The sequence below is a fragment of the Labrys neptuniae genome, assembly GCF_040797145.1.
Lineage (GTDB): Bacteria > Pseudomonadota > Alphaproteobacteria > Rhizobiales > Labraceae > Labrys > Labrys neptuniae.
The window spans coordinates 1-24,724 of the sequence record NZ_JBFNQD010000024.1; the positions used below are offsets into that span (position 1 = coordinate 1).

A 24,724-nucleotide genomic window follows, 5' to 3' on the forward strand; every position below is an offset into this window, starting at 1 on the left:
GCCCCTTCCAGCGCTTCGGCATTGGAGGGCGCTATCGTCGCCCCCGCCGCCGCATAGTCCTCGTCCGTGATCCCGGAGGCCAGGCCCGCCCCGCTCGCGACCCGAACCGCCGCGCCAAGCGCAAGCAGCTTCTTCACCGTGTCGGGCGTCGCTCCAACCCGGGGCTCGCCGGGCTCCGTTTCCGAGGGAATACCGATCTTCATGATGATGTCCGCTCCGACAGATCAGCTTTCATGAGTCAGGCCTGGCCGACGGCGCGCAGCGGAGCCGGCGCCGCCTCCTGCGGGAAAGTGGGGTAGAGCCCCCGAACCCGCGCCATCTGCTGGACCAAAGCGAGCACGGCATCGATATGCGGCGTCTCGATCTCGGCGATGCGCCCCATTTCCTGCACCGAGGTGAGCAGGGCGTCGATCTCCAGTGCCCGTCCCTTGTCGAGATCCTGCAGCATCGAGGTGCGATGGGCGCCGACACCGGCCGCGCCGTCGATGCGCCGGTCGACCCCGACCCTGAAGCGCGCCCCGAACTTGAGGCCGATCTGCTCGGCCTCCACCATCATGGCGCGCGCCAGCGCCCGCGTGCCCGGCTCGGTCGCGATCACGTCGAGCGTAGCATGGGTGAGGGCGGAGATCGGGTTGAAGCACAGATTGCCCCAGAGCTTCAGCCAGATGTCGTCGCGAATATCCTCGTAGAGGCGGGGCTTCAGGCCGCCGGCCGTCATCGCTTCGGCGAGCCTGGCGACGCGCAGGCTCTCCGTGCGGTTGGGCTCGCCGAGGCCGAACTGGTTGCCGTAGATGTGCCTGACCACGCCGGGCTCGGTGATCTCGGTGGCCGGATAGACCGTGCAGCCGATTATGCGCTCGGGGCCGATGGCCTGCCACTGCCGGTTGCCCGGATCGACGCTGGCGAGGCGGGTGTCGCCATGAGGCGCGGGCAGGCCGTAGAAATACCACCAGGGCACGCCGTTCTGGGCGGTGACCACGGCGGTGTCGCGGCCGAGCAGCGGCTTGAATGCCTCCGCCGATTCCCAGGCCTGGTGCGCCTTGAGGGCGACGATCACATAATCCTGCGGTCCCAGATCGGCTGGGTTCTGCGTTGCCGTGAGCGAGGCCGTCAGTTCCTGCCCGTCGACGAGCAGCTTGAGGCCGCGGGCCTGCATGGCCTTGAGATGGTCCCCGCGTGCGATGACCGAGACTTCGGCGCCTGCACGTTGCAGCATCACCGCCATGTAGCCGCCGATCGCGCCGGCGCCATAGATGCAGATCTTCATGATGTCGCTCCCCTTCTGCAGCCCGCCTTGCGGGTCTTGGTTTCAGCTGGTCGTGGTGGTGACGGCGTGGTTGGCCATGAGTTCGAGGGCTCGCACCATGGCGGAATGGTCCCAATCCCTGCCGCCATGGGAGGCGCAAGTGTTGAAGAGTTCCTGCGCCGTCGCCGTATTGGGCAAGGCGATGCCCAGCGTGCGGGCCCCGTCCAGCGCCAGATTGAGGTCCTTCTGGTGCAGGGCGATGCGGAAGCCCGGATCGAAAGTGCGCTTGACCATGCGATCACCATGCACTTCCAGGATGCGGGAGGCGGCAAAGCCGCCCATCAGCGCTTGGCGCACCTTGGCCGGGTCGGCGCCCGCCTTGGAGGCGAACAGCAGGGCTTCGCCGACGGCCTCGATGGTGAGGGCGACGATGATCTGGTTGGCGACCTTGGTGGTCTGGCCGTCGCCATTGCCGCCGACCAAAGTGATGTTCTTGCCCATTGTCTCGAACAGCGGCCTGGCGCGCTCGAAAGCGGCCTCGGGGCCACCGACCATGATGGTGAGGGAGGCCGCCTTGGCGCCGACCTCGCCGCCAGAGACCGGCGCGTCGAGATAGTCGCAGCCGAGCTCGTTGATGCGCTTGGCGAATTTCTTGGTCTCGACAGGCGAGATCGAGCTCATGTCGATGACGAGCTTGCCGGCGGAAAGGCCCTCGGCGACACCGTTCTTGCCAAACAGCACCGTCTCCACGTCCGGGGTATCCGGTACCATGGTGATGATGATGTCGGCCTTGCGGGCGACATCGGCGGCGCTCGCTTCGGCCTTGCCGCCGGCGGCGGTGAGCTCGGCCGGAACCGGGCCGAGTGTGGTCAGGTAGACGGTGTGGCCGGCCGCGATCAGATGCCCCGCCATCGGGGAACCCATGATGCCCAGTCCGACAAAGCCGATATTCATGGTGAGAGTCCTATATGGTTAAGGTCGAAACGCTGGGGCCTTCCCTTCTCCCCTTGCGGGAGAAGGTGGCGCGAAGCGCCGGATGAGGGGTGGAGGCACTTCGTTCTGGCAAGTTGGAGAGACCCCTCATCCCCCTGCCGGGACCTTCTCCCGCAAGGGGAGAAGGGAGTTCATTCAACTCAGCGAGCGGCACCCGCCGCCTTCAGCCAACCCAAACCCGCTTCCGTCTCGCCCTTGGGCTTGTATTCGCAGCCGATCCAGCCGGCATAGCCGAGCTGGTCGAGCCACTGATAGAGGAAGGGATAGTTGATCTCGCCGGTGCCCGGCTCGTTGCGGCCGGGATTGTCGGCCAGCTGCACATGCCAGATCTGCGGCAGGTATTTCTCGATGGTGCGGGCGAGGTCCCCTTCCATGATCTGCATGTGGTAGATGTCGTATTGCAGGCCGATATTGTCCGAGCCCGTCTCGGCGATGATCTCGGCGGCCTGGCTTGTGTTGGTCAGGAAGAAGCCGGGAATGTCGCGCGTATTGATCGCCTCGATCACCAGGCGGATGCCGGCCTTCTTGAGCTCCCCGGCGGCATAGCCGATGTTCTCGACCAAGGTGGTCCTTGCCTGCCCCGCATCGACGGAAGCGGGCGCGATGCCGGCCAGGCAGTTGACCAGCTTGCAGTCGAGCCCCTTGGCATAGCTGATCGCCTGGGCGACGCCCTCGCGGAATTCGGCCTTGCGATCGGGGAGCACGGCGATGCCGCGCTCCCCGCCCGCCCAGTCGCCGGCCGGCAGATTGTGCAGGACCTGGGTGAGCTTGTGCTCCTTCAGCGCCGCAGCCAGGTCGGCCGCCGCGAAGGGATAGGGGAACAGATATTCCACGCCCGAAAAGCCGTGGCGGGCGGCTGCCGCGAAGCGCTCCATGAACGGCACTTCGTTGAACAGCATGGTGAGGTTGGCGGCAAATCGGGGCATGGCTGGCTTCCCGGTTCAGGCGAATTGAGGACGAGGCTGTCCGATCGAGGAACGGTTTCCTCGGCAGGGACGTGGGCGTGGGATGAAGCGATAGCCGGCTATTCGGCCGCGACGGCTTCCGACCGGATGGGCAGGTCGAGGATGTCCTCGAACTCGGTCACCGCATCGATCTCCGGGCCCATGGCGATGTTGGTGACACGCTCCAGGATGAACTCGACCACGACGGGCACTCGATGCTCGCGCATCCATTCGCGGGCCTTCTCGAAGGCCTGGCCGAACTCGTTGGGACTGCGGACCCGGATCGCCTTGCAGCCGAGCCCTTCGGCGACGGCGACGTGGTCGACGCCATAGCTTTCGAGGTCCGGCGCATTGATGTTCTCGAAGGAGAGCTGGACCTGGAAATCCATGTCGAAGCCGCGCTGGGCCTGGCGGATCAGGCCGAGATAGGCGTTGTTCACCACGACATGGATATAGGGCAGCTTGAACTGGGCGCCGACGGCCAGTTCCTCGATCAGGAACTGGAAGTCGTAGTCGCCGGACAGGGCCACGATCTCCCTGTCGGGATCGGCGGCACGTACGCCGAGCGCGGCGGGAATGGTCCAGCCGAGCGGGCCGGCCTGGCCGCAATTGATCCAGTGGCGCGGGTGGTGCACGCGCAGGAACTGGGCGCCGGCGATCTGCGACAGGCCGATGGTCGAGACGTAGCAGACATCCCGGCCGAAGGCGGTGTTCATCTCCTCATAGACGCGCTGGGGCTTCAGCGGCACATTGTCGAAATGGCTGCGTCGATGCAGGCTGCTCTTGCGCCCGCGGCATTCGTCGGCCCAGGCCGAGCGGTCCTTGAGCCTGCCCTGCGCCTGTAGGTCACGGGCCACGTCAAGGAAGAGATCGAGGGCAGCGCCTGCATCGGAGACGATGCCGAGATCCGGGTTGAAGACCCGGCCGATCTGGGTCGGCTCGATGTCGACATGCACGAATTTGCGGCCCTTGGTGTAGACCTCCACCGAACCGGTGTGGCGGTTGGCCCAGCGATTGCCGATGCCGAAGACGAAATCGGAGGCGAGCAGCGTGGCATTGCCGTAGCGATGGCTGGTCTGCAGGCCGACCATGCCGGCCATCAGAGGATGGTCGTCGGGAATGGTGCCCCAGCCCATCAGGGTCGGGATGACAGGCACGCCGGTCAGCTCGGCGAAAGCGACGAGCTTGTCGGCGGCATCGGCATTGATGATGCCGCCGCCTGCCACGATCAGTGGGCGCTCGGCCGTCTGCAGGAGCGCGATGGCCTTCTCGGCCTGGAGCCGCGTCGCCACCGGCTTGTAGACGGGGAGCGGGGCATAGCTCTCGTCGTCGAACTCGATCTCGGCCGTCTGCACGTCGAGGGGCAGGTCGATCAGCACAGGGCCGGGGCGGCCCGAGCGCATCAGGTGGAAGGCCTGCTGGAACACGCGCGGCACCAGAGCCGGCTCACGCACGGTGACGGCCCATTTGGTGACGGGCTTGGCGATGGCCTCGATGTCGACGGCCTGGAAATCTTCCTTGTAGAGGCGGGCGCGCGGCGCCTGGCCGGTGATGCACAGGATCGGAATGGAATCGGCCGCCGCCGAATAGAGGCCGGTGATCATGTCGGTGCCAGCCGGGCCGGAGGTGCCGATGCAGACGCCGATATTGCCGGCCCTGGCCCGGGTGTAGCCCTCGGCCATATGTGAGGCACCTTCGACATGGCGGGCAAGGTAATGGTTGATCGAGCCGCGTGCCTTCATGGCCGAATAGAGCGGGTTGATCGCAGCGCCCGGCACGCCGAAGGCGCACACCACGCCCTCGCGTTCCAGCACCCTGACGGCGGCGTCGATTGCTCGCATTCTGGTCATGGAGGTTCCGCCCTGTTTCTGATTTTTCTGGTATACAAGATGCCAGCATTTGGAGGCGTGTCAACTGCTTTATGCAACCTGGCCTTTGCGCCGGCCGCGGCGGATTGGCGCAAATTGCTCCCGAATCCGCCAGTTCGGCGAAGCGAAAAGACCCTTTCTGTTGATGAACGGCGCTACCGTCGTACCGGTCCGATGCCTCCAGCCGTAATCTATGAGAAGCTGGCGTATCTTCACGATCACCCTGTCATTTCAAGGAGAACGGCCATGCGGCTATCCGACCTGATGCGAACCACTGTGGTAGGACTTGCGCTCCTCTCCACGGCAGGGTCGGCCCTCGCGGCCGCGAACTGCGCCAATGCCAGTGACGAGGCTGCCTTGAATCAATGTGCAAGCACATCGCTGAAGGCGTCCGATGGTGAGCTCAACACCCTCTACAGGCAGATCCAGAAACGCCTGAACGGTGATGCGGATAAAACGAAATTGCTGGTCGCGGCGCAAAGAGCCTGGGTCACCTTTCGCGACGCCGAATGCAATTTTTCAAGTGCCGGTGTCACCGGTGGCACCCTCTATCCGTTGGCGGTGACGCAGTGCCGCGATGGCCTGACCAAGGATCGCATCAAGACTTTCAAGACCTATCTCAACTGCGAGGAGGGCGATCTGAGCTGCTCGGTTCCGGCCGCGAATTAATCATCCGCCGTACCTTCGCCCGATTGCATTTCTGACACGATCCTCGTCGATAGGCTTTCTGCCGTCGCTCTCCCTGAGCAGGCCTGCGTTGATCGCCGATGGCTGGAACTTTATAAAGCCTCAGGATTCGATCGAAGAATCACACAAACGTCATGATGAAAGGACAGGAGTGTTCCCGTCAATGACGTAACCCTGCCGCTCTGACACTGAAACTGTCGTTCGTTCAACTGATACCGAACATCTCGCAGAGCGCGGGCAACTTATCGCAACATATACGGATCATGATATGTCTCGACCGACCCTAGCCGTCATCCTCGCCGCAGGTGAAGGCACCCGCATGAAATCGTCACTGCCGAAGGTGCTTCATGCCATCGCCGGCCGTTCCATGCTGGCCCATGTCCTGGCGAGCGTGAAGCAGGCCGGCATCACCGACGCGGCCGTCGTCGTCGGCCCCGGCCGGGAGGATGTCGCCAAGGTCGCCCAGAAAGAACTGCCCGGCTGCGCCGTGTTCACCCAGGTCGAGCGCAAGGGCACGGGTCACGCCGTGCTGGCGGCGAAGGAGGCCCTGGCTGATGGCAAGGACATCATCGTGCTCTATGCCGACACGCCGCTGGTGCGTCCGCAGTCGATCGAGACGCTCAAGGCAGCCTTGGCGGATGGCGCCAGCGTCGCCGTGCTCGGTTTCCATGCGGCCGATCCTACCGGCTATGGCAGGCTGATCGTCGAAGGCGATGCGCTCACCGCCATCGTGGAGGAAAAGGATGCCACGCCTCAGCAGAAGGCTGTCGGCTTTTGCAATGGCGGCCTGATGGCCCTCAGCGGCGAGCATGGCCTTGCCCTGCTCGAAGCCATCGGCAACGACAATGCCAAGGGCGAATATTATCTCACCGACGCAGCGGAGATCGCGCATCGGCGAGGGCTCCGGGCCGTCGCCCGCCCGATCGCCGAGGAGGAGGTGCAGGGCGTGAACGATCGCCTGCAACTGGCCGCGGCGGAGGCCGTGATGCAATCGCGTCTGCGCGCGCATGCCATGCGCGAAGGCGTGACCATGACTGCGCCCGAAACCGTGTTCCTCTCCCATGACACCCGCATCGGCAATGACGTGATGATCGAGCCCAATTGCTGGTTCGGCCCGGGCGTGACTATCGAGAGCGGCGCGGTGATCCATGCCTTCTCCCATCTGGAGGGCGCGCATGTCGGCAGTGGCGCTTCGGTCGGCCCCTTTGCCCGGCTGCGGCCGGGCGCCGACCTCGCCGAAGAGGTCAAGATCGGCAATTTCGTCGAGGTCAAGGCGGCAAGCGTCGAGAAGGGCGCCAAGATCAGCCATCTCAGCTATATCGGCGATGCCAGGGTGGGGGCCGAGGCCAATATCGGTGCGGGCACCATCACCTGTAATTATGACGGCTATCTCAAGCATCGCACCGACATCGGCGCGGGCGTGTTCGTCGGCTCCAACTCGGCCCTGGTGGCACCCGTGACGATCGGGGATAACGCCAATATCGGCGCCGGCTCGGTGATCACCCGGGATGTGCCCGCCGATGCCCTGGCGGTGGCCCGTGGCCGACAGGTCGGGATCGATGGCTGGGCCAAGACCTATCGCGCCAAGAAGAAGGCGGAAAAGGAGGCCAAGACCAAGGGCTGAAGAAAAAGCTCCGGGGAGCGCGGGCGAGCCGTCCGGGCTCCCCGGGAGACAATGGTCCGTTTGATCCTGTCTGCAGAAAATCAATGAAAATAGCCGGCTGAAAGCCGGCTATTTTCATGTCGAACGTCCCGTATCGGCCGGCGCTGCTGCGATCAACCTTCCGCCCGGAGCAGCACCACGCCGGATCGCGGCTTGAGTTCGATCGGACCGTTGACCGCTTGGCCGGACAGATCGCGCCAGCTGCCGGCGGGCGGCTGGATCGTGGCCGATTCCCGGTCCGAGAAGTTCACGGCAGCATAGCCGCGCTGGTAGTTGCGCCAGGCGGTTGTGCCCTGAAGCTGGGAAGCGCCGGTGGGAGGCCCGACAGGCGGATCGAGATTGGGATATTCGACCCAGCGCCCGGTGTCCTTCTGCGGCAGTACGGCGAGATAGCTGCGATTGTTGCGGTTCACCAGGAAGCTGGCGACGATCCAGGACAACTCGGCGTTGTCGGGGGGAGCGGAGCCGTTCGTGCAAGTGTAGTTGATCGAGACATAGGCCCGATCCTTGCGCTGCTGGATCAACTCACGCTTGAGACGCCAGGCGTCGTCGGTGATGCGGCGCCGGCAGCTGTCGCTGAAGCCGCCTTCATCGACCCAGATATCGGCGAGATTGATCAGGGCCTTGGTCTCGTCGGGCTGCTTGGGGTCGATCTTGGCATTCAGTGCGATCAGGCCGCCGCGTTGATGGATTTCCTTGGCGAGCCAGCCGATATAATCGAGCTTCTGGGCGGTATGAGCCGGATCCCGTGACTGCCCGCTGAAAAGCTGCACCCATTTGCCGTCGCGCCAGACACCGCAGCGCTTGTCAGTGTTGGGCAGGGCGACATTGTCGAAGGCAATGGAATGATAACCCTTGGCCAAGGCCGGCTCGATATAGGTCTTCAAGAGATATTGGCGCACCTCGGGATTGCTGGTGTCCAGCGGCGCATAGGCACCCCAGGAATAGGTGTAGCCGAAGGAGGGCGTCTGCTGATCACACTGATAGGTGATCCAGCTGGGATGATTGGCCTTGTACCATTCCGCCGTATGGGCGCGGTTGAGATCGCGCTGGTTGGGGTAGTAGAAGCTGTCGATCACCTTGTTCGAGCGCAGGGGTGTCTTGGAGCCCCAGACGAAGCCGACATTGGGCAGGTTGGCGGGCGACTTCATGCGACCGTTGAAGATCTGGGCGCGCGGGATGCGGTCCACGGTCTCCGGATGCGCCACGCTTTGTTGCCCCAGGGCTGCGGTCCCAACCAGGAGGGAGGCGGTGACGGCAATGCCGAAACTCACATGTTTTTGCAGCATGGCTCTTCCGTTGATCTATATGCGCATGCGCGGCCTCTCGACCTCGCCCGCAGGGTGAAACAGCCTCCAGCGGAGCCGGAGGCCGTCGTTTATTCCCGGCCCGGCAGGAGATGTCCGAGGAGGACCAGCGCAGTCGGATCCTCGTGGCGCAACGCGAGGGCATCGAAGCAGGCGCCGATGGCGTTCTCGATGTCCTGGCTGGCCCGGCAGGCACGTGCAAGCTGGACATAGTCGTCGGCGGTGGCAGCGCCCTGCGCGGAGACCGCCTGCAGCAGCGTCTTGGCCTGTGCATAGTGACGGTTGGCAATCAGGGCACGTGCATGCAGGCTGCGGGCGGCGCCGTCCTCCGGATAATCCGCGAGCAGGGCGGCGGTGTGCTCCTGGCTGTCCGGCTCCTTGGCGACCAGCACCTTGCGGGCTTCGGCGAGCCGGCGCGCCTTGATGCGTTCGGCAAGATCGCCCGCTGCCTGTTCGAGGCCGAGCCGGCCGCCGGCCTGCAGCCATTCATGGGCTTCCTGCCAGCGCTGGTCGCGGAAGGCCTGCCTGGCGCGATTGCCGACATCGCGGGCAAGGGTGGCCGAAGCATCGGCGAGGGCCGTTGCATCGGTAACCAGTTTGGCATTGTGGGCAAAGGCTCCGGCTTCGCCTGCCGAGGCCAGCAGCCTCAGGAAATCGATGCGAAGGGCGGCATTGTCCGGAGCAAGGGCGAGCGCCATTTCGAAGGCTGCCATCCGCTCCGGTGCCGGGTTCTGCTTTCGCAGTGCCTGCTGGCGGAGCAGGGTGACGATGCGCGGCAGCACTTCGGAATCGCAGGATTCGATCCTGGCGGGTGCCACCGCCGAGACGCGCGCCGCCGCCTGTACCTCGCCATGGCGCAGCAGGGCGCGAATGCCGGCAACGGCCTCGTTGACCGAAGAAGGCAGGAGATCGGTGAGGGCCGCGATGGTGCCCTCGATATCGCCCAGGCTCAAAGTGCTGCGCGCCAGGGTACGCAGGGCAATATTGTCGTCGGGCGTGATCGCCAGGGCGGTCCGTGCTTCCTCGGCAGCTTCGGCGAAGCGTTCAAGCTTGAAGAGTGCCACGCTTGCGCGCGTATGCGACTCCGCTGGAGAGGCTAGGGTCATCTTGACAACTCGGCGTTTGCCCCAGTCGGGGGAGGTGGATCTGGCTTTCGGCCCGTCGCGAAATTCCTTCGCGGCGAGCCGGCCGGGGGGTGTCTTGCAAGTCCGAGCTCAACTCAGACCCGGTAGTAGGAGCGGTACCATTCGACAAAGTTCTTGACGCCGACATCGATCGTCGTCGTCGGCTTGTAGTCGATGAGCTGCTCCAAGAGATCCGCGGCCGCGAAGGTCGCGGGAACATCGCCCTTCTGCATGTCGAGGAAGTTCCGCTTCACCGGCATGCCCAGGCATTTTTCGACGGCATCGACATAGTCGAGCAGGCCGACCGGCTGGCCGCCGCCGATATTGACGACGCGATAGGGCCCGGCCGGCGACAGGGAATCGATGTCGCTGACCGGCTGGCCCTCCACGGGCGGCACCTTGGTGAGGCGCGCGATGGATTCGACCAGATCTTCGACATAGGTGAAGTCGCGCTGCATCTTGCCATGGCCGTAGACGTCGATCGGCTCGCCAGCCAGCGTCGCCTTGACGAATTTGAACAGGGCCATGTCGGGCCGGCCCCAGGGGCCGTAGACCGTGAAGAAGCGGAAGGCCGTGGTCGGGATCTTCCACAGATGCGCATAGGAATGCGCCATGTCCTCGGTGGCCTTCTTGGTCGCCGCGTAGAGCGTGAGCGGATGATCGGTGCGCTCGCGCTCGTTGAAGGGCATGTCCTTGTTGGCGCCGTAGACCGAACTCGTCGAGGCGAACAGGAAATGGCCGACGGAATGAGCCCGGGCCAACTCCATCACGTTGAAGGTGCCGACCAGGTTGGCATCGACATAGGCGCGCGGATTTTCCAGGCTGTAGCGCACGCCCGCCTGGGCGGCGAGATGGATGATGACATCGGGCTTCTCGTCGGCGACGACCTGCTCGAGCGCACCGAAATCCTCCAGCATCAGGATGTGTTCGCGGAACGCATTGGTCTTGCCGAGCATGGCGTGCCGGGCCTGCTTCAGCGTGACGTCGTAATACGGCGTCATGCCGTCCACGCCTGCCACGAAGTGGCCGTCGGCCAACAGGCGGCGGGCGAGATGGAAGCCGATGAAGCCAGCCGTGCCGGTAATCAGAAAGCGCATAAAGGGTCAGTCCTTTCATAGCGTTTTGCGATTTGGCGGTATCGCCAAGAATCGCAAAGACGCGTCACGATAAAGAGCTGGAGCAGAGCGGCGGTTGCACCAAAACGCGCTTTGCTCCGAGGTGGATAAAACCGACGCGGCGGGCCGTCAGGCCGCCAGGTCGGGAATGACGGAAGCGTTCGGCTTGATCACGCGGTTGAGCAGATACCAGCCATACATTTGTTCGAAGCCCGGGTCGTAGTGATCGAGATCGGCGCCCTGGCGTTCGAGGGCACGCGTGCGGCCGACGGCCTCGATCACGCCGCGCGGCTCGAAGACCGGAATGCCGAGTTCCGCCCCGATCTTCTTCACCCGGGCGATGAAGGTTTCACGGCTCTGCAGCACCCGCCCGTCCTGCAGCGGCAGGCCGACATGAGATACCGCAGCCATCGGCTTGCCCCACAGCTGCTTGAGCTCGATCAGGCCCTGGCGCAAGGCATCCTCGTCGGCAAGTTCGCAGCGGGCGTTGCGCAGGATCCGGGCGTCGGCCTCCCCGAAACCCGCCTCGGCGAACTGTTCTGAGGCGATGACCTTCTTGGCGGTTTCGGCCGAGATGCAGCGTTTTTGCAGCATCTCCTTCCACCACAATTTGCCTCCTTCGCCCAGCGGGCTGAGCAAATGGCGGTGGAGATAGTTGAGCTGGAGATAGATGCCGTCGCAGATCAACTCCTTCTCGGAAGCGACCTCGACAAGGAGGAAATCGGCCTTGGCCTGTTCCTTCTGGGCATTGGCGGAAAGCCTGGGCACGCGCTCCGTCGAGAAGACATAGGGCGCCATACCGTCGGGGATCTGGCATTCGCCGCGCATCCAGCGCAGACGCTGCACGGCCTCGCCGACCGAGTGCAGATAGGCGCGTGAACCGCCGTCATAGTGGCTGCAGCGCCCGGTGGCGGCGATCTCTTCCATCGGCCTGTGCAGACGGCAGGAACCCAGAACGAATACCTTCATCGCGCGTCACTCCTTGCATGAATGGGATAGCGGGAGAATTGGAGAGTTGAACAGCCGGAGCCAAGCTTCATCGCCAAACCTCACCGGCCCGAGATCGCGTTGCGGATCAGGCCGCCGGTCACCGAAGCGAGAAAGGCCAGGGCCAGCCCCACCAGCAGGGCGGAGCCGAGAGCGGTCAGCTTCTGGGGATAGGTAGGCGTGTAATCGGCCTTGGGCTGGGCGATCGGCGAGACATAGCGCTGCTGGCGCAGGATCGCCACGCGCGCCTGGTCCAAAGACTGGCGTGCGGAAGCCAGGTTGGTGTCGGCGAAGTCCTGCGCGATCTTCAGGCTTTCATAGCTGGAAAGCTGCTTGGCCACCGTTTCGCTGCCGCCACCCAGCCGCTGGCGGGTATCGTCGATTTCCTTGCGGAGAGTGACGATCCGGGTCTCCACGCTCTTGCGCCGCGGATTGTCGCCCTGCGTCGCCTTGATCTGGCCGAGATCGGTCTGGGCAGCCGCCAGCTGGGCTTCGAGCTGTCCGATCAGATTGGTCAGCACGGTCAGGTCACCCGTCGGATCGACATTGGCATTCCGGTTACGCCAGTTCGCCACTTCGAGGCGAGCCGCCGCCGAACGCTGTTCGCTGCGGCTGACTTCCTCCTGCGCGACCTTGAGGGCGTCGTCGAGGGCGCGCTGGTTCATCTTGTTGGCGAAGGTGTCGGACAGATCGATCAACGCATTGGAGATCTTGACGGAGTCCTCCGGGGTGAAGGCCTCGACCTGCAGGACGACGATCTGCTCGATCATGTTGTAGCGCACCGTGACCAGCGACTTATAGGCCCGATACAGCTCGTCCGGCGACGGATTGTCCGGCAGGCTCACCAGCGGATCGGCCGGATGCTCGGTGAGCATCTTGGTGAGGTCGATCTTCTTGGCGAGCCCGTCCATCGCTTCGCGCGACTGCAGGAAGTCGCGCACGGCGTAGCCATCGACGAAGCCGCTGACACCCATGCCGGACGAGCCGGACGAGAGCAGGCCACCGACGCCGACCGGCTGCTGGACATCGCCGCCTCGGATCGCGAACCGCGACTCCGCCGTATAGAGCGGCGTGGCGACAACGAAGACATAGAATGCCGTCAGCGCCAATGGCAGCAAAGCAAGCATCAGTCCGATCAAGGAAAAACGCCGCCTCCGGCGCCTTACCTTGTGCTGGTAGCGCAGAAACGCCGCACTCTCTTCCGGAGCGATCTCGCCTTTAAGCGAATTGATCGTCGACAAGGGGCTCGGGTTGACCTCGTCCAGTGTCGTTGATGTCGGGACGGAGAGGGAATTTGCGGAGGACTTCGTCAAGTTGGCTCTCTATTTCGATCAGACCCTGATTGAGGATGAGGGCGGTGTCACAGAACTCATCGACTTCGGATTTGCGGACGGTCGACAGGAGAAGCGTGCGACCGTCAATACGCTGCTCGAAAAGGGCTCTCCACAACAAGGTGAAGCGATCTTTCCGATAGGGGAACGTGCCGTCGACGACGTAGATGTCAAATGTCGGCAGGAGCGGCAAAATATACCCAAATTCCTGCCGCGCTGTGGCCGGCCAATGCTCTACGAACTCGTCGAGATATTCCGGCAGAGTCAACATCGACTCGACGAGGTATATACAGAATCTATAGTCAAGATGATACAAACGGGAGATTAAGGCTACAATTTGTCTCCCGCTCAATTTACCACGGACAAAGCCTGCTCGTCCGATGGGCCAGGAACAACTGCCCCCTCGGACGACACGACCGCTGCTTGGAGGGCGCAGGCCGGCGAACAGGTCGATGGCGGGTTTGCGCGCGATCGGATCCGGCGAGACGACGGCGTAGCGCCGGATCGGCAGCGTCATGGTGATGTCGAGCGCTATGGGATAGGGCGTTCCCCCCACCATGGGCGTATCCACGACATGTTCGAGAGCGATCATGGTCCTCACACCGGTTGAATGCGAGGCCGTGCGTGCTTTTCGGCCAGGAGGCCGACGCCCAACACAGCGATCAGACACAGAAAGAAATAGGTCGGGTTGGCGTCCGAGGAGGCGTAGCCCGGGAAATAGGCGGCACGCAGAAGCTGCATGCCATGGGCGGTCGGGGACCACAGCACGTAGGCGCGATATTCCTCGGGCAGCTGCTCGGTCACGAAGAACACCGATGAGAACAGCTGCAGGCCGCGTTCGAGCACCGAAGCCAGGCGCAGGAAGAACGGCCAGTGCACGGCAATGCTGCCGAAGATGAGACCGATCGCCAGGCCATACGACCACATCGCAACGACATAGCTGACCACCTTCGGCACGTCGGCGGGAAGGGTGATCATGTTGACCATCCTTCCGCAGGTCAGCAGGATCATGAAGACCACGGCGTAGATGATCAGATATTGGATCGCAAAGGCGAGCGCCTGATGGATCGGCCGGACAGGAGGCAGATTAATGAAGACGCGGTTATGCGCGACTGCCGTGCTGACACGGAAGATCACCTGGCGACACATGATCCAAGTCGTGCTTCCGAGCAGGGCGAAGGTCGGCACGTCCATGTTCATGATGAACTGCGTCTGAAGAATGAAATAGATCAGCGAGATCAGCGTCAGCAACACGGCCGGCTGAATCAGCATCCAGAGAATGCCGAAGCGACTTTCGGAGGCGATGAGCTGGAACTGGACGATGAGAATGGCGCGCACCACGCCGATCGCACCGGCAACCCGGGTGCCGCGGCCGTTCTTCCCGCGGGCAGGATCGGCCAGGAACAGCCCGTTGCTGAGATGGGCGATCAGCTCCAGGTCCTGTCGGCTGGCACGGCTGAGATAGTCTTCCTGCACCCCGCCATCGACAAGCCGTGCCTCCCTGGCTGCGGCGTTGCGCTTGCGGGAGCGCCTGAGATCGCGCGCTTCGGCCAGCTTGTTGGCGGCCTCGCGCAGATCCGGCGGCGCATAGTTGTCGGCGAAGACGTCGATGTCGGCACGGATGTCGTTTTCGAGGATCCGGATCGTCGTTCTCAATAGACGATGATGATAGTCGAGATCCTCTGCATCGGTCTCGCTCTCATCTTCGTCGAAGATCTGCTTTTGGGTCTTTTCAGCATGATTGTAGACGGCTCGCCGCGTCTTGACATTGTTGTCAGGCAGATCGCGCAGCGCGTGGCGCAGCAGGATGAGATATCCGTCCCAATCTTGTTGGAGGACTTCAGCTGACGTCATCGGCCATGATCCTTCTGTCTGCCATGGGCCGGTGACGGCTGGGGAAGTAACGGGCTGCGTGCTGCCCGGCAACGCAATGGGCGTAAGGCCTCATCCTCACTCCGGGTCGACGCAAGGGGATGCCAGAGCCCATGCCTGCCCCGCGGAAGCGGGACAGGCATTGCGCCGAAGCGCCTATGATGCGTTGAGCGTTCAAGAGTGCGAGGTCACAGCCGCCAGACTGTGACACCCTCCGGCGCGGTCGCGCGATCGAGTACGCCCTTGACGTCCATGACCACGCCCGTGCCGTTGCGCAGGCGCGACTTGATCAGCGGCCAACCCTTGGCGGCATATTCCTTGTGGGGAACGGCCAGGATGATGGCGTCTGCCGGTTCGACCTCGTCCAGTTCGGAAAGCTCGACACCATATTCGTGCAGCGCTTCCTCATTGGAGGCCCAGGGATCGTGCACTGCGGTCTGGATGCCGAAACGGTTGAGCTCCTTGAGGATGCTCGCCGCCTTGGAGTTGCGCAGATCCGGCACGTCTTCCTTGAAGGTCAGGCCGAGCTGCAGCACGTTCTCGACCTTACGGCCCTCCTGCAGCAGCAGGCGCACGCATTCGCGGGCGATGCGCTCGCCGACGGAGTCGTTGATGCGCCGGCCCGACAGGATGACCTGGGGATGGTAGCCCGCCTTCTCCGACCGGTAGGTCAGGTAATAGGGGTCGACGCCGATGCAATGGCCGCCGACCAGGCCCGGCTTGAAGGGCAGGAAGTTCCACTTGGTGGAGGCCGCTTCGAGTACGTCGCTGGTATCGACGTCGAGGAGCTGGAAGATGTGCGACAGCTCGTTCATGAAGGCGATGTTGATGTCGCGCTGGGCATTCTCGATCACCTTGGCGGCCTCGGCCACCTTGATGGTGGGAGCGACATGCACACCGGCGGTGATGACCGACCCATAGACGTCGGCGACGATACCGCGGGTCTCCTCGTCCTGGCCGGACACCACCTTCTTGATCTTGGTGAAGGTGTGTTCCTTGTCGCCCGGATTGATGCGCTCGGGGGAGTAGCCGACGGTGAAGTCGACGCCGCTGGTGAGACCCGAGGCCTTTTCCAGCACAGGCACGCATTCTTCCTCGGTCGCGCCGGGATAGACGGTGGATTCATAGACGACGATGTCGCCGCGCTTGAGAGCGCCGCCGACGGTGCGCGAGGCGGCGCGCAGGGCGCCGAGATCGGGCTGGTTGGCGCTGTCGACAGGGGTCGGCACGGTGACGATGAAGAAATCGGCTTTGTTGAGATCGGCCGGATTGAAGGAGAAGATCGGCGGCGTTGCCTTCAGCTCTTCGCTGGAGATTTCGCGGGTGCGATCCTCGCCGGACTGTAGTTCCTTGACGCGGGTCTGATCGATGTCGAAGCCGATCGTGTCATAGCCATGCTTGGCAAAGGCTACCGCGACCGGCAGGCCGACATAACCCAGCCCGATGACTGCGATCTTGCGTTTCTGACTCAAGACATAACTCCTTGCGGTTTGTCATTGCGACGCCCTGGGGGCTGTTGCGTGGGTCGATCGCCTGGAACGGCAGATCGTCCGTAGGTCACCGTCCTCCTGCGGGAGGCGGACAGGTTTCGAAAAAGGGATGGAGTTCCTTCGTGGATGGAGGTCTCGTCATCCCATTCCTCTTGCGCTCACAAGCAGGCCTGCGAGGTTCGATGGGGGATGACTGGTTATGTGTGAGGGGCGGAGCCATCAGCGGATCCCCCGCCAGATGCCGCCGCTGAGCCGGAGGTTTTCGGGGCCGCGCAGGATCTGCCGTTCGACTTCCCGGAAGAAGGCGTCCTGATAGGCTTGGGCGAAAGCGGGGAATTCCTGGCCCTCCTGCTTGGCGGGCATGGCCTCGACGTGGAATTTCACGCGGCGGTCCTGCCAATAGGGGATGGTGATGAAGCTCGGAACGCCAAGGCGGTAGCACAGCCCGGCGGCGAACGGAGAATAGGTTACCCGCCGCCCCTCCCAGCCGACGCGTGGGGCCGCGGGGCTCATCGCGCCGTCGATGGCGATGATGACCGCATTGCCGTGGCGCAGGGAAGTCATCACCTCGCGCGTCACCTCCAGTTCCGAATGCTCGCTGGTGGAGATCAGGGAGCCGACATGCGGGAAGGAGGCGATCTTGGGGGCGGATGCGAGCCATTTCATTGGAATGCCGGCCATGTGCAGCGCCAGGGGCCCGGCATACATCGGTCCCATGTGCGGGCTGATCAGCAGAGCACCCTTGCCCTTGTCCAAGCCGTTGCGGAGGCCGGCTACGGCGGCATCGATACCGTCGAGCATTTCAGCCACTTCGCCCACCCGCTCGGGAGCGCATTCGAGCCAGTCGAGGAGCAAGAGGTCGGCCAGGCAACCCCAGCGCACCCGGTCGTCCCAAGCGTTGCGGTCCGCAGGCTCGCTGCCGGCAAGCCGGCTGGCGAGCGACCAGGCGAAGTCGAGCCTGCCTTTGGGGATGGGCGCACTGGCCAGGTTCTGGTCGAGGCGGGCGAGCGCATCGGTGAAGGAACCCTGGAGATAGGCGCGTTTGCGGACGACCAGATCGGCATAGTGTCCCTGGGCTTCATCCTCCAGACCCGCCTGCAGCAGCGTCGAGATGGTGTAGCGCTGCAAGGCCGGCGAATGGGGGTCTTCCTGTGCCAGCTTGCGCAGCAGCGTGGCCGCCTCGTCATAGTGGCGTGCCAGCCGCAGCGCGCGTGCCAGCAGCATCTTGAGATTGCGCAGATCCGGCGCCAGCGCGCTCGCCTGCCTGAGGACGTCGACAGCCTCTTCATTCTGGCGCAGCCTGAGCAGGGTCTCGCCGAGGGTGCGCAGGAGAAGCACGTCCTTGGCGGCCTTGTCGCGTGCCTGGCGCAGGTGCTCGAGGATCTCCGCGTCTTCCCCGCCGAGTGACAGCATCGCATTGGCGACGACGAGGTGCAGCCTGGGCGACTCCCCGCCCTGTTCCAGCGCCTTGCGGCCGATGGCCAGCGCCTCTTCGTGGCGCCCCGCCAGTTGCAGGACCTGGGCGACTTCGAGGGCGAGGTCGGCGGTAAGGTCGGGCTGGTCCTGCAAGCGCTCGACGATGACGAGACTTGTATCGAGATCACCCGCTCGCGCTAGAGCGATCAGGCAGAGCTGAGCCAGCCGTGCATGGTCCGGGCTGCGGTCGGCATAGCGGCGTGCGAAGTCGCGGGCGGCGTCGAAATCGGTCGCCTGGACCAGGGCCTGCAGCCGCACCGCCGCGATGGCGAGATTGTCGGGGTCGAGTTCTCCGGCCCGTTCGATATGCGCCTGGCCTGCGTCGCGGCGGCCGGCACGCATCATCACGCTGCCAAGCGTGAGGAGGTCGTCGCTGGAAGAGGGATTGGCCTCGACCAGGCGTTCCAGGAAGAGGCGGGCGGTGTCGAGTTCACCGGCGCGCATGGCGGGGGCGACGACCAGGCGGCGGACCTGGTTGCGGTTGCGCGGAATGGCGGCCACGGGCGGCGTCAGCAAGGCGAGAGCGTCCTGCATCCGGCCGTCACCGGCCAAAGCGAGGACATCGTCGATCGCCTGCCTGGCATCCGCAGCCTTGGTATCTTGTTCGGTCATTCGCTTCATGCGTTGTCGCCTCGCGGATTAGCGGTCGAGATAGGCATCGACGGTCAGTTCCAGCATGCGGCGCATGGAAAAGCGTTCGCGGGACCATTTCGCCACATTGGCGGCGAGTTCCGCGCGGTCCTGATGGTCGCGGCGCCAGGCCAGCACTTCGCCGGCGATGGCATCCGGTTGCAGATTGTCGATCGAAGGCAACACGGTGCCGCTCACTCTCGGCATCAGCGTTTCGGCCGCGCCACCTGCCGGCGTGGTCACGACCGGAACCCCGCTGAACTGCGCTTCGATCAGCACGTTGGGCAGGCCTTCATGGCGCGACAACAGCAGGAAGACGTCCATATGCGACAGCCAATGGCCGACGCGGGGGGAGCGGCCGGTGAACAGCACGCGATCGGCGATGCCCAATTCCTCGGCATAGGCGGTCGCTTTGCCGAGCAGGGGGCCGTCACCCACCAGGATGAAGCGGGCATCGGGCACGCGGGCGGCGAGGCTCGCGGCGGTCTCCAGCCAGAGCAGCGGGCGCTTGTTGTCGTCAAATCGCATGACCGAGCCGACGGTGAAGCCGGCCTTGACCTCGAAGCTCTCAAGCTTTTGGGTCAGGGCCAGGGTCTTCTCGTCGGTTGCCGTGCTCAGGGGATCGAGCCCGTTGGGAATGATGCGCACCGAGCCGCGCGGCAGTTTGAGCCAGGCTTCGTAGCGCTCGCCGGCGGCCTGGGAATTCGCCACGATGGCAACGCCCCGTGCCGAGAGCAGCGAGCGATAGACCGCCTCATATTCAGGCTTGTTGCGTTCGAAGCGATCTTCCGGCGGCAGCGTGCGCACGCCGAGCAGGATGCGCGGCACGCCGGCCAGCAGGGCGGCGAGGCCGGTGGCGAGGACCGAGCCGTCCTGCCAGATATGCACGATGTCGGGGCGGATATAGTTCAGTGCGTCGGTAAGGCGGACCACGCCCGTCCGCATCTGCGTCGGAAGGTGGTCGAGGAAGCCGATCAGCTCCTTGACGCGGGAATAGCGCGGGCGTCCGCCATATTCGGCAAACAACGAATATTCATGGATCTGCAGGCCCGCTTCCACGAATTGCGGCACGAAGAAATCGGCACCGGCACGCGAATGCAGCGAGCTGCAGACCACATGGATGGGGCCCATGATGTCGGTATCGGCGATCGGGCTGGCCGAGTGGATCGCCCGGTTCAGGCCGAGCGCCGTGTTGGTGAACTGGCGTTCGGCCCCGCCCGATCCCAGGCTGCCATTGATCAGCACCACCGGCCCGACGAAGCGGCGCGGCTCGAAGTCCGCGGTCGCCGCCCGCTGGGCGATGGCCATCTCGAACACGCGCTCGATCACCAGATTGGGCAAATGGTCGTCGCTGTCGGCGTGATCGGGCACGAGTTCGCTGAGGCTGCGCAGGTCCTGTTCGATCCGCGCCTGCGTCTGGGCGATGTGCTTGGTCTCGCCGAACTTGTCGCGTGCGAACTCGATGATCTCGCGCGCCCGCATCGGCTGTCCCAGCGAGACATAGAGGCGTCCGAGCGCGACCAGCACGGATTCGGGTGTGTTGTCCATTTCGACGAGCTGGCCGAAGGCGGCCTCGGCGCCGTCGAAATCCTTCAATTCGATCAGGCCGCGGCCATAGATCAGCAGCTGCGAGGGATCTTCCGGCTCTTCGGGGAAGCGCTCGCTGTGAAGTGTCCTGCCGGCATCGACCCCGTCGATGCGGATGGTCCAGCGCAGCACGCGGAAGAAGGCTTCGCGCGAGGTCGGGAAGCGCTCGTCGATGCCGCGCCAGACCAGGAGGGCACGCGGGTCCTGCACGCGTTCGAGCGCCCGGGCGACCAGGGCCTGGAAGCGCTCCTCGCGCGGATGCTTGATCACATAGGGAAGCAGCTTGTCGAGGGCCTCGGTGAGTTCGGGCAGCCGGCGCATTGCGTTGGAGATGTCGCGGGCCCGGTTGACTTCGGCTGTGGTCACGCGCTGCACGCCATTGCCCGCGCGCAGGCCGTTGGCCACCGCGGCCGAAACGATGTCGCGTGCCGAGATCTCGTGGGCTACCGGTGCCGACGTGGCGCCGCTTGCGCCGGCGTCATCCACCGGCTGCACGGCAGGCTGGGTGCGGAAGGCCATCATGACGAGGGAACCGCCCGGGCCTTGCGGAGCCGTTCGACCAGCGCGTTTGCCGATGACAAGGCACGCCACTCCTCAGCCCGGCTCGCGCTCTTGTCCTGCTGCGCATGGCGCAGCGAAGCGTCACCGGCGAGCCGGCGCAGCGTTTCGGCCAGGCCGTCCTCGCCGTCCTCGATCCAGACCGCGGCATTGCCCAGGATGGCGCGGGCCACCGGGCCGTCGGACGCCACGATGGTCTTGCCATGCATGAGGGCATCGACGAGGTCGAACCGGGTCCGTTCGCTCCGGGCCACACCCGCCAGGGCGGGCGTAACGAAGATGTCGATCGCCTTGTAGGCCTCGGCGATGGAGCCGACCTTGGGACGGCCGGGGAAGAGCACGCGCTCGCCATGGCCCATATGGCTCAGGCGCTCATGCAGCTTGAGGAAGCGCGAACCCACGCCGAAAACCGCCAGCCCGGCGTCGATCCCATGGCCCACGAGCTTGTCGAAGGCATCGGCGATGCCGTCCAGGTCGAGGTCGTCATAGGGATCGCCGACATAGCCAAGGACCAGCCGGTCCTTGAGGGCCGGGTCGCTGCGCCAGGCGGGAGTCTTCTCGTCGTGCTTGAAGGCGGGTGCATTCTCGCCCAGCAACAGGAGCTTTTCGGCCGGCACGCCCCGGGCTGAGAGGGCCTCCGTGGCGCCGGGCCAGCGGGCCAGCATCAGGCTCGCCTCCGCCACTAGGACGTCGTCCGCCTGTCGAAAGAGCGCTTCGCGGTCGTTGGCGGGCGCGGCATCGGCCGTCGATGCCAGGCGCTGGCAATCGAGAACGAGATCGGTGCCCGTCATGCGGGTGGCGATGGCGGCGGGATAAGCCGCCTCCAGCTCACCGGATACCATGATGACGTCGGCTTCCAGTGTCCTGGCGATCCGTCCGAGCGCCACGCCGGCCTCGCGGGCATATTGATCGATGATGGCCGGAGCGGCCTCTATCGGCGCCATGCGGTGATAGGCGATGCCATCCACCATGTCGGGGCCGGATTTGCGTGAGGCGCCAGTGTTGCGGACGGGATAGCCGGGCTGGGTCACCACCCGCACCGAACAGCCAAGGCTCGTCAGATCCTGGGCCAGGGCATGCGTGCGCATGCTGGTGGCAGACCAGTGATAGGGCAGGGATTGCGGCACATAGAGCAGGATATTGAGACGCGTGCCCTGTGCCTTGCGTGATACGGGCTTGGGCAGGCGAATGCCCTGGCCCTTGAACCGTTCGAGCGCCATCAGCTCTTCATAGCGGCGCGTTTCCGTCGCATTGAGGGCAGCGCCGGCGCGCAGGGCTTCCTGGAGAATGGCACTGGCCTCGTCGATCGAGCCGGTATCCATGAGCGTGAAGGCCAGGAGCTTGATCCGTCCCTCGTTCGGGTCGGCCTCGGCGGCGGCCTTGGCGAGCGCGACGGCCGCGGCCGGATCGGCGGTTCTGGCCTGCTTGGCCAGGTCGAGCAGCACGCGCGACAGCACGCTGCCACGCGGGCGCTGGTCGTGGATCCAGCGCTCGGCTGCGGCCAGGCCGTCCTTCTGCGCCTTGGCGAGGGCGATCTCGGACAGTTGCAGATATTCGGGGGCTGCACCGGTCGGCACCAGATCGGCCGGCAGCGAGAGGGAATGACGATAGTCGCGATACCATTCGGCGATGCGGGCCGGCAGGCGCATGCCATCGCGCCAGCTCGAAAAGCCGGTCATCATCACCTGGCCGAGCCGGTATGTATGGCCTTCACGCAGCTTGGCGATGCGCTGCTCGGCGTGTTTCCAGACGCTGCGCGTGTCGAGCACGGCCAGTTCCGCGCTGCGCTTGGCCTCGCGATAGACGTCGAGGTCGCGTTCCAGCTGCTGCAGCCGGGTGGTGAGGGCGACATTGTCCTCGGCCAGGGAACGCTCGGCCAGTTCGGCTTCGAGTTCCCTGATGCGCCGTGTCGCGGCCGCCTCGCGGTCGAGCGCGGCCTGGAGCTCGGTGTCGGAAGAAGAAGCCTGCAACGTTGAAACGGCTGCAAGCTTGGCTTTATGGCGAGCGGGAGAACCGGAACCGTGCAGGGCGCTGCCCATGGCAATTGCCGCCCCTTCGAGCTGGCTGTCGTCGAAGGAGGTCGTCCTGGAACTTACATGTTCTGCCGGCACATCGCCGTTACGATGCAGCTTCGGCGCTTCGGTCACTCTGCTCACCTTGATCTCCGGCTCCTCAGAACAAGGCGCGTTCAGGGAGAACGCGCCTTTGCTCCAACTTTTCGTTCGGATGCGTCTTGCGAGGGCCGGCGCGAACGCCGGATCGCAGGAGGCTCTGGGCTCAGCTCGCCAGCTTGAGGTTCAGCAAGCCTTCCAGGTTCTTGCTGGCGCTGTTGTCCGGGGCGAGCTCGCGGCTGCGGGTCACGGCCGCCGAGGCCGTGGCGAGATCGCCGGCCCGGTGGCTCGCGCGCGCCAGATGCAGCCAATGGGTGGCCGAGTCCGGCTTGAGCTCGAGCACGCGCTGGTAGTAGTTGGCCGAGTCGGCGAAGGCGTGCGTCTGGTAGAGATGATGCGCCACCGCCGTCAGGGCCGGCACGTTCTCCGGATCGATCTGGAGCAGGAGATAGGCGACCTCGGCAGCCTCCGCCGGGCGCTTCTCGCGGCGATGGGCGCTCAGCTCCTTGGAAAGGATCGCCGCGACCTTGCGGCGCAGCAGCTGCAGTTCGTCGTCGTCCTGGCCGACCTTAGCCAGCAGGGCCAGATGGAGCGCTGCCTGGCGGGCCTCGCCGCCGCGCAGGGCGAGCTTGGCGGCGCGACGGACGCGCTGGATCAGGCGGCCGACGTAGTCGACCTCGGGCGCGGCCAGGCCGGCCTGATAGAGGGTCACCAGGCCCGTATATTCGAGCTCGGCTTGTCCGGCGGCACGGGCGAGGCGCTTGGCGGCAACCTGATCGGTGGGATCGATGTCGAGCAGACGCGACCACAATTCAAGGGCGCGTTCCGGGGTACCGGTCCGTTCGGCTGCAGTCGCCAGACGCTTGGTCGCCGTGGGATGGCGTGGATCCACCTTGAGGACCTGTTCCCAAGCGGCCGCAAAGCCGGCGGGATCCTGTTCGAGATCGGTCTGCTTGGCCTGGTCCACCACGTCGTTGCGCAGGGCGATGATACGCTTGCGCAGGACCGGATCGGCGGGAGCCACCGCGTTGCCGAGGCGAAGCACGCGACGATAGCCGTCCTGGTCACCCGCCCGGTCGAGCTCGGCGGCGGCCTTGGCGAGATTGCTGCCGACCCGTGCGGTGATGTCGTCGAAACCCTCGATCGTGCCGGCATCGGCATGACGAATGGCGATCAGGACCTTGGCAGCGTCCTCGACCTGCTGGCTGCTCAGGAGCTTCTTGGCTGCCAGGAACGCGGTCGAGGGATGCGCTTCGGCAGCGGCGATTGCCGATTGTGCGACCTTGTCGAGCTGGCCGGCATTGATGGCCGCTCTCAGACGCATCTTCAGCGCATTGGCATGACTGGGCGAAATCGCCAGCAATTTGTCGGCCTCGGCGATCACCGCGTCCCAGTTCGAAGCCTGCCAGGCATCGCGCATGGTTTCGAGATGGTTGCGCAATTCCGGCGCCGAAGGCGAGATGCGCCGCTTCGACTGGGTCCAGCTTGCAGGGCCGGGAATGACGCTATGGCCGAAGGAGGCTTTCGAGAAGGCGTCGTTCGCAATGTCCATCTTCTATCTCACTCGTCATATTGCCTGGGTAGGCACTCGGCGATCACCACATGTGATCAATTGATCTGATCGTAAGGAAGCGACCAGAAACGTTCGGTACGAATCTGTGTGTATTTTTGGGCCAGGAGGCCAGTTAAGCACCTGAATTTGACGGCATAGTGGCAATAATTAAACAAAAATTAA

At 64.5% G+C, this 24,724-nt stretch carries 18 protein-coding genes and 1 pseudogene; 2 read left to right on the top strand and 17 right to left on the bottom strand.

Going from position 1 to position 24,724, the window contains the following annotated elements:
* From ABXS05_RS32210 to gcl, 5 genes and pseudogenes are all read right to left on the bottom strand, one after another.
* Nucleotides 1-203, bottom strand: a pseudogene (locus tag ABXS05_RS32210) (NAD(P)(+) transhydrogenase (Re/Si-specific) subunit alpha); the annotation flags it as partial.
* Nucleotides 204-238: 35 nt separating this feature from the next.
* Entirely contained in the window at nt 239-1,267 is a 1,029-nt protein-coding gene (locus ABXS05_RS32215; RefSeq protein ID WP_367626721.1) for a 2-dehydropantoate 2-reductase, read from the bottom strand.
* A gap of 42 nt (nt 1,268-1,309) precedes the next feature.
* Nucleotides 1,310-2,200, bottom strand: coding sequence for a 2-hydroxy-3-oxopropionate reductase (glxR, locus tag ABXS05_RS32220; protein ID WP_367626722.1), 891 nt, complete (start codon nt 2,198-2,200; stop codon nt 1,310-1,312).
* 179 nt (nt 2,201-2,379) lie between these two features.
* On the bottom strand, nt 2,380-3,165 hold the full coding sequence (gene hyi / locus ABXS05_RS32225) for a hydroxypyruvate isomerase (RefSeq protein ID WP_367626723.1): 786 nt from the start codon (nt 3,163-3,165) through the stop codon (nt 2,380-2,382).
* Between the two features lie 98 nt (nt 3,166-3,263).
* Complete coding sequence (gcl, locus tag ABXS05_RS32230; RefSeq protein WP_367626724.1) at nt 3,264-5,033, bottom strand: glyoxylate carboligase; 1,770 nt, start codon at nt 5,031-5,033, stop codon at nt 3,264-3,266.
* 264 nt (nt 5,034-5,297) lie between these two features.
* On the opposite strand from gcl, the gene ABXS05_RS32235 reads away from it, so the two are divergent.
* Both ABXS05_RS32235 and glmU read left to right on the top strand, forming a co-directional pair.
* Nucleotides 5,298-5,720, top strand: a complete 423-nt coding sequence (locus ABXS05_RS32235; protein WP_367626725.1) for a lysozyme inhibitor LprI family protein — start codon at nt 5,298-5,300, stop codon at nt 5,718-5,720.
* Between the two features lie 286 nt (nt 5,721-6,006).
* Nucleotides 6,007-7,362, top strand: coding sequence for a bifunctional UDP-N-acetylglucosamine diphosphorylase/glucosamine-1-phosphate N-acetyltransferase GlmU (gene glmU / locus ABXS05_RS32240; protein WP_367626726.1), 1,356 nt, complete (start codon nt 6,007-6,009; stop codon nt 7,360-7,362).
* 152 nt (nt 7,363-7,514) lie between these two features.
* Here glmU and ABXS05_RS32245 read toward each other — a convergent pair whose 3' ends face one another.
* From ABXS05_RS32245 to ABXS05_RS32300, 12 genes are all read right to left on the bottom strand, one after another.
* Complete coding sequence (locus ABXS05_RS32245; RefSeq protein WP_311944579.1) at nt 7,515-8,690, bottom strand: endo alpha-1,4 polygalactosaminidase; 1,176 nt, start codon at nt 8,688-8,690, stop codon at nt 7,515-7,517.
* Nucleotides 8,691-8,779: 89 nt separating this feature from the next.
* Nucleotides 8,780-9,772, bottom strand: a complete 993-nt coding sequence (locus ABXS05_RS32250; RefSeq protein ID WP_367626727.1) for a tetratricopeptide repeat protein — start codon at nt 9,770-9,772, stop codon at nt 8,780-8,782.
* A 155-nt stretch (nt 9,773-9,927) separates the two neighbouring features.
* Complete coding sequence (locus ABXS05_RS32255) at nt 9,928-10,929, bottom strand: NAD-dependent epimerase/dehydratase family protein (protein ID WP_311944581.1); 1,002 nt, start codon at nt 10,927-10,929, stop codon at nt 9,928-9,930.
* Between the two features lie 147 nt (nt 10,930-11,076).
* On the bottom strand, nt 11,077-11,916 hold the full coding sequence (locus ABXS05_RS32260) for a hypothetical protein (protein ID WP_311944582.1): 840 nt from the start codon (nt 11,914-11,916) through the stop codon (nt 11,077-11,079).
* Nucleotides 11,917-11,996: 80 nt separating this feature from the next.
* Nucleotides 11,997-13,061, bottom strand: a complete 1,065-nt coding sequence (locus tag ABXS05_RS32265; protein WP_311944583.1) for a KpsE/RkpR family capsule polysaccharide export protein — start codon at nt 13,059-13,061, stop codon at nt 11,997-11,999.
* 91 nt (nt 13,062-13,152) lie between these two features.
* Nucleotides 13,153-13,857, bottom strand: coding sequence for a P-loop NTPase family protein (locus tag ABXS05_RS32270; RefSeq protein ID WP_311944584.1), 705 nt, complete (start codon nt 13,855-13,857; stop codon nt 13,153-13,155).
* Nucleotides 13,858-13,862: 5 nt separating this feature from the next.
* On the bottom strand, nt 13,863-15,119 hold the full coding sequence (locus ABXS05_RS32275; RefSeq protein WP_367626728.1) for an ABC transporter permease: 1,257 nt from the start codon (nt 15,117-15,119) through the stop codon (nt 13,863-13,865).
* 206 nt (nt 15,120-15,325) lie between these two features.
* Nucleotides 15,326-16,609, bottom strand: a complete 1,284-nt coding sequence (locus tag ABXS05_RS32280) for a nucleotide sugar dehydrogenase (RefSeq protein ID WP_311944586.1) — start codon at nt 16,607-16,609, stop codon at nt 15,326-15,328.
* A 237-nt stretch (nt 16,610-16,846) separates the two neighbouring features.
* Nucleotides 16,847-18,715: a tetratricopeptide repeat protein gene (locus ABXS05_RS32285; RefSeq protein WP_367626729.1), complete on the bottom strand. Its 1,869-nt coding sequence runs from the start codon at nt 18,713-18,715 to the stop codon at nt 16,847-16,849.
* Nucleotides 18,716-18,742: 27 nt separating this feature from the next.
* Nucleotides 18,743-20,842, bottom strand: a complete 2,100-nt coding sequence (locus tag ABXS05_RS32290; protein ID WP_367626730.1) for a glycosyltransferase — start codon at nt 20,840-20,842, stop codon at nt 18,743-18,745.
* Complete coding sequence (locus ABXS05_RS32295) at nt 20,839-23,034, bottom strand: glycosyltransferase (RefSeq protein ID WP_367626731.1); 2,196 nt, start codon at nt 23,032-23,034, stop codon at nt 20,839-20,841. Before ABXS05_RS32295 ends, ABXS05_RS32290 begins: the two co-directional genes overlap by 4 nt.
* Nucleotides 23,035-23,155: 121 nt before the next feature.
* On the bottom strand, nt 23,156-24,541 hold the full coding sequence (locus tag ABXS05_RS32300) for a tetratricopeptide repeat protein (protein WP_367626732.1): 1,386 nt from the start codon (nt 24,539-24,541) through the stop codon (nt 23,156-23,158).
* Between the last annotated feature and the right edge of the window lie 183 nt (nt 24,542-24,724).

Bases quoted from the DNA above. Each gene is read 5' to 3' on its own strand.
- ABXS05_RS32290 (WP_367626730.1), bottom strand. From the start codon at position 20,842: ATGATGGCCTTCCGCACCCAGCCTGCCGTGCAGCCGGTGGATGACGCC.
- gcl (WP_367626724.1), bottom strand. From the start codon at position 5,033: ATGACCAGAATGCGAGCAATCGACGCCGCCGTCAGGGTGCTGGAACGC.
- hyi (WP_367626723.1), bottom strand. From the start codon at position 3,165: ATGCCCCGATTTGCCGCCAACCTCACCATGCTGTTCAACGAAGTGCCG.
- ABXS05_RS32270 (WP_311944584.1), bottom strand. From the start codon at position 13,857: ATGATCGCTCTCGAACATGTCGTGGATACGCCCATGGTGGGGGGAACG.
- ABXS05_RS32285 (WP_367626729.1), bottom strand. From the start codon at position 18,715: ATGACCGAACAAGATACCAAGGCTGCGGATGCCAGGCAGGCGATCGAC.
- ABXS05_RS32275 (WP_367626728.1), bottom strand. From the start codon at position 15,119: ATGACGTCAGCTGAAGTCCTCCAACAAGATTGGGACGGATATCTCATC.
- ABXS05_RS32300 (WP_367626732.1), bottom strand. From the start codon at position 24,541: ATGGACATTGCGAACGACGCCTTCTCGAAAGCCTCCTTCGGCCATAGC.
- ABXS05_RS32215 (WP_367626721.1), bottom strand. From the start codon at position 1,267: ATGAAGATCTGCATCTATGGCGCCGGCGCGATCGGCGGCTACATGGCG.
- ABXS05_RS32265 (WP_311944583.1), bottom strand. From the start codon at position 13,061: ATGCTTGCTTTGCTGCCATTGGCGCTGACGGCATTCTATGTCTTCGTT.
- ABXS05_RS32245 (WP_311944579.1), bottom strand. From the start codon at position 8,690: ATGCTGCAAAAACATGTGAGTTTCGGCATTGCCGTCACCGCCTCCCTC.
- glmU (WP_367626726.1), top strand. From the start codon at position 6,007: ATGTCTCGACCGACCCTAGCCGTCATCCTCGCCGCAGGTGAAGGCACC.
- glxR (WP_367626722.1), bottom strand. From the start codon at position 2,200: ATGAATATCGGCTTTGTCGGACTGGGCATCATGGGTTCCCCGATGGCG.
- ABXS05_RS32235 (WP_367626725.1), top strand. From the start codon at position 5,298: ATGCGGCTATCCGACCTGATGCGAACCACTGTGGTAGGACTTGCGCTC.
- ABXS05_RS32255 (WP_311944581.1), bottom strand. From the start codon at position 10,929: ATGCGCTTTCTGATTACCGGCACGGCTGGCTTCATCGGCTTCCATCTC.
- ABXS05_RS32260 (WP_311944582.1), bottom strand. From the start codon at position 11,916: ATGAAGGTATTCGTTCTGGGTTCCTGCCGTCTGCACAGGCCGATGGAA.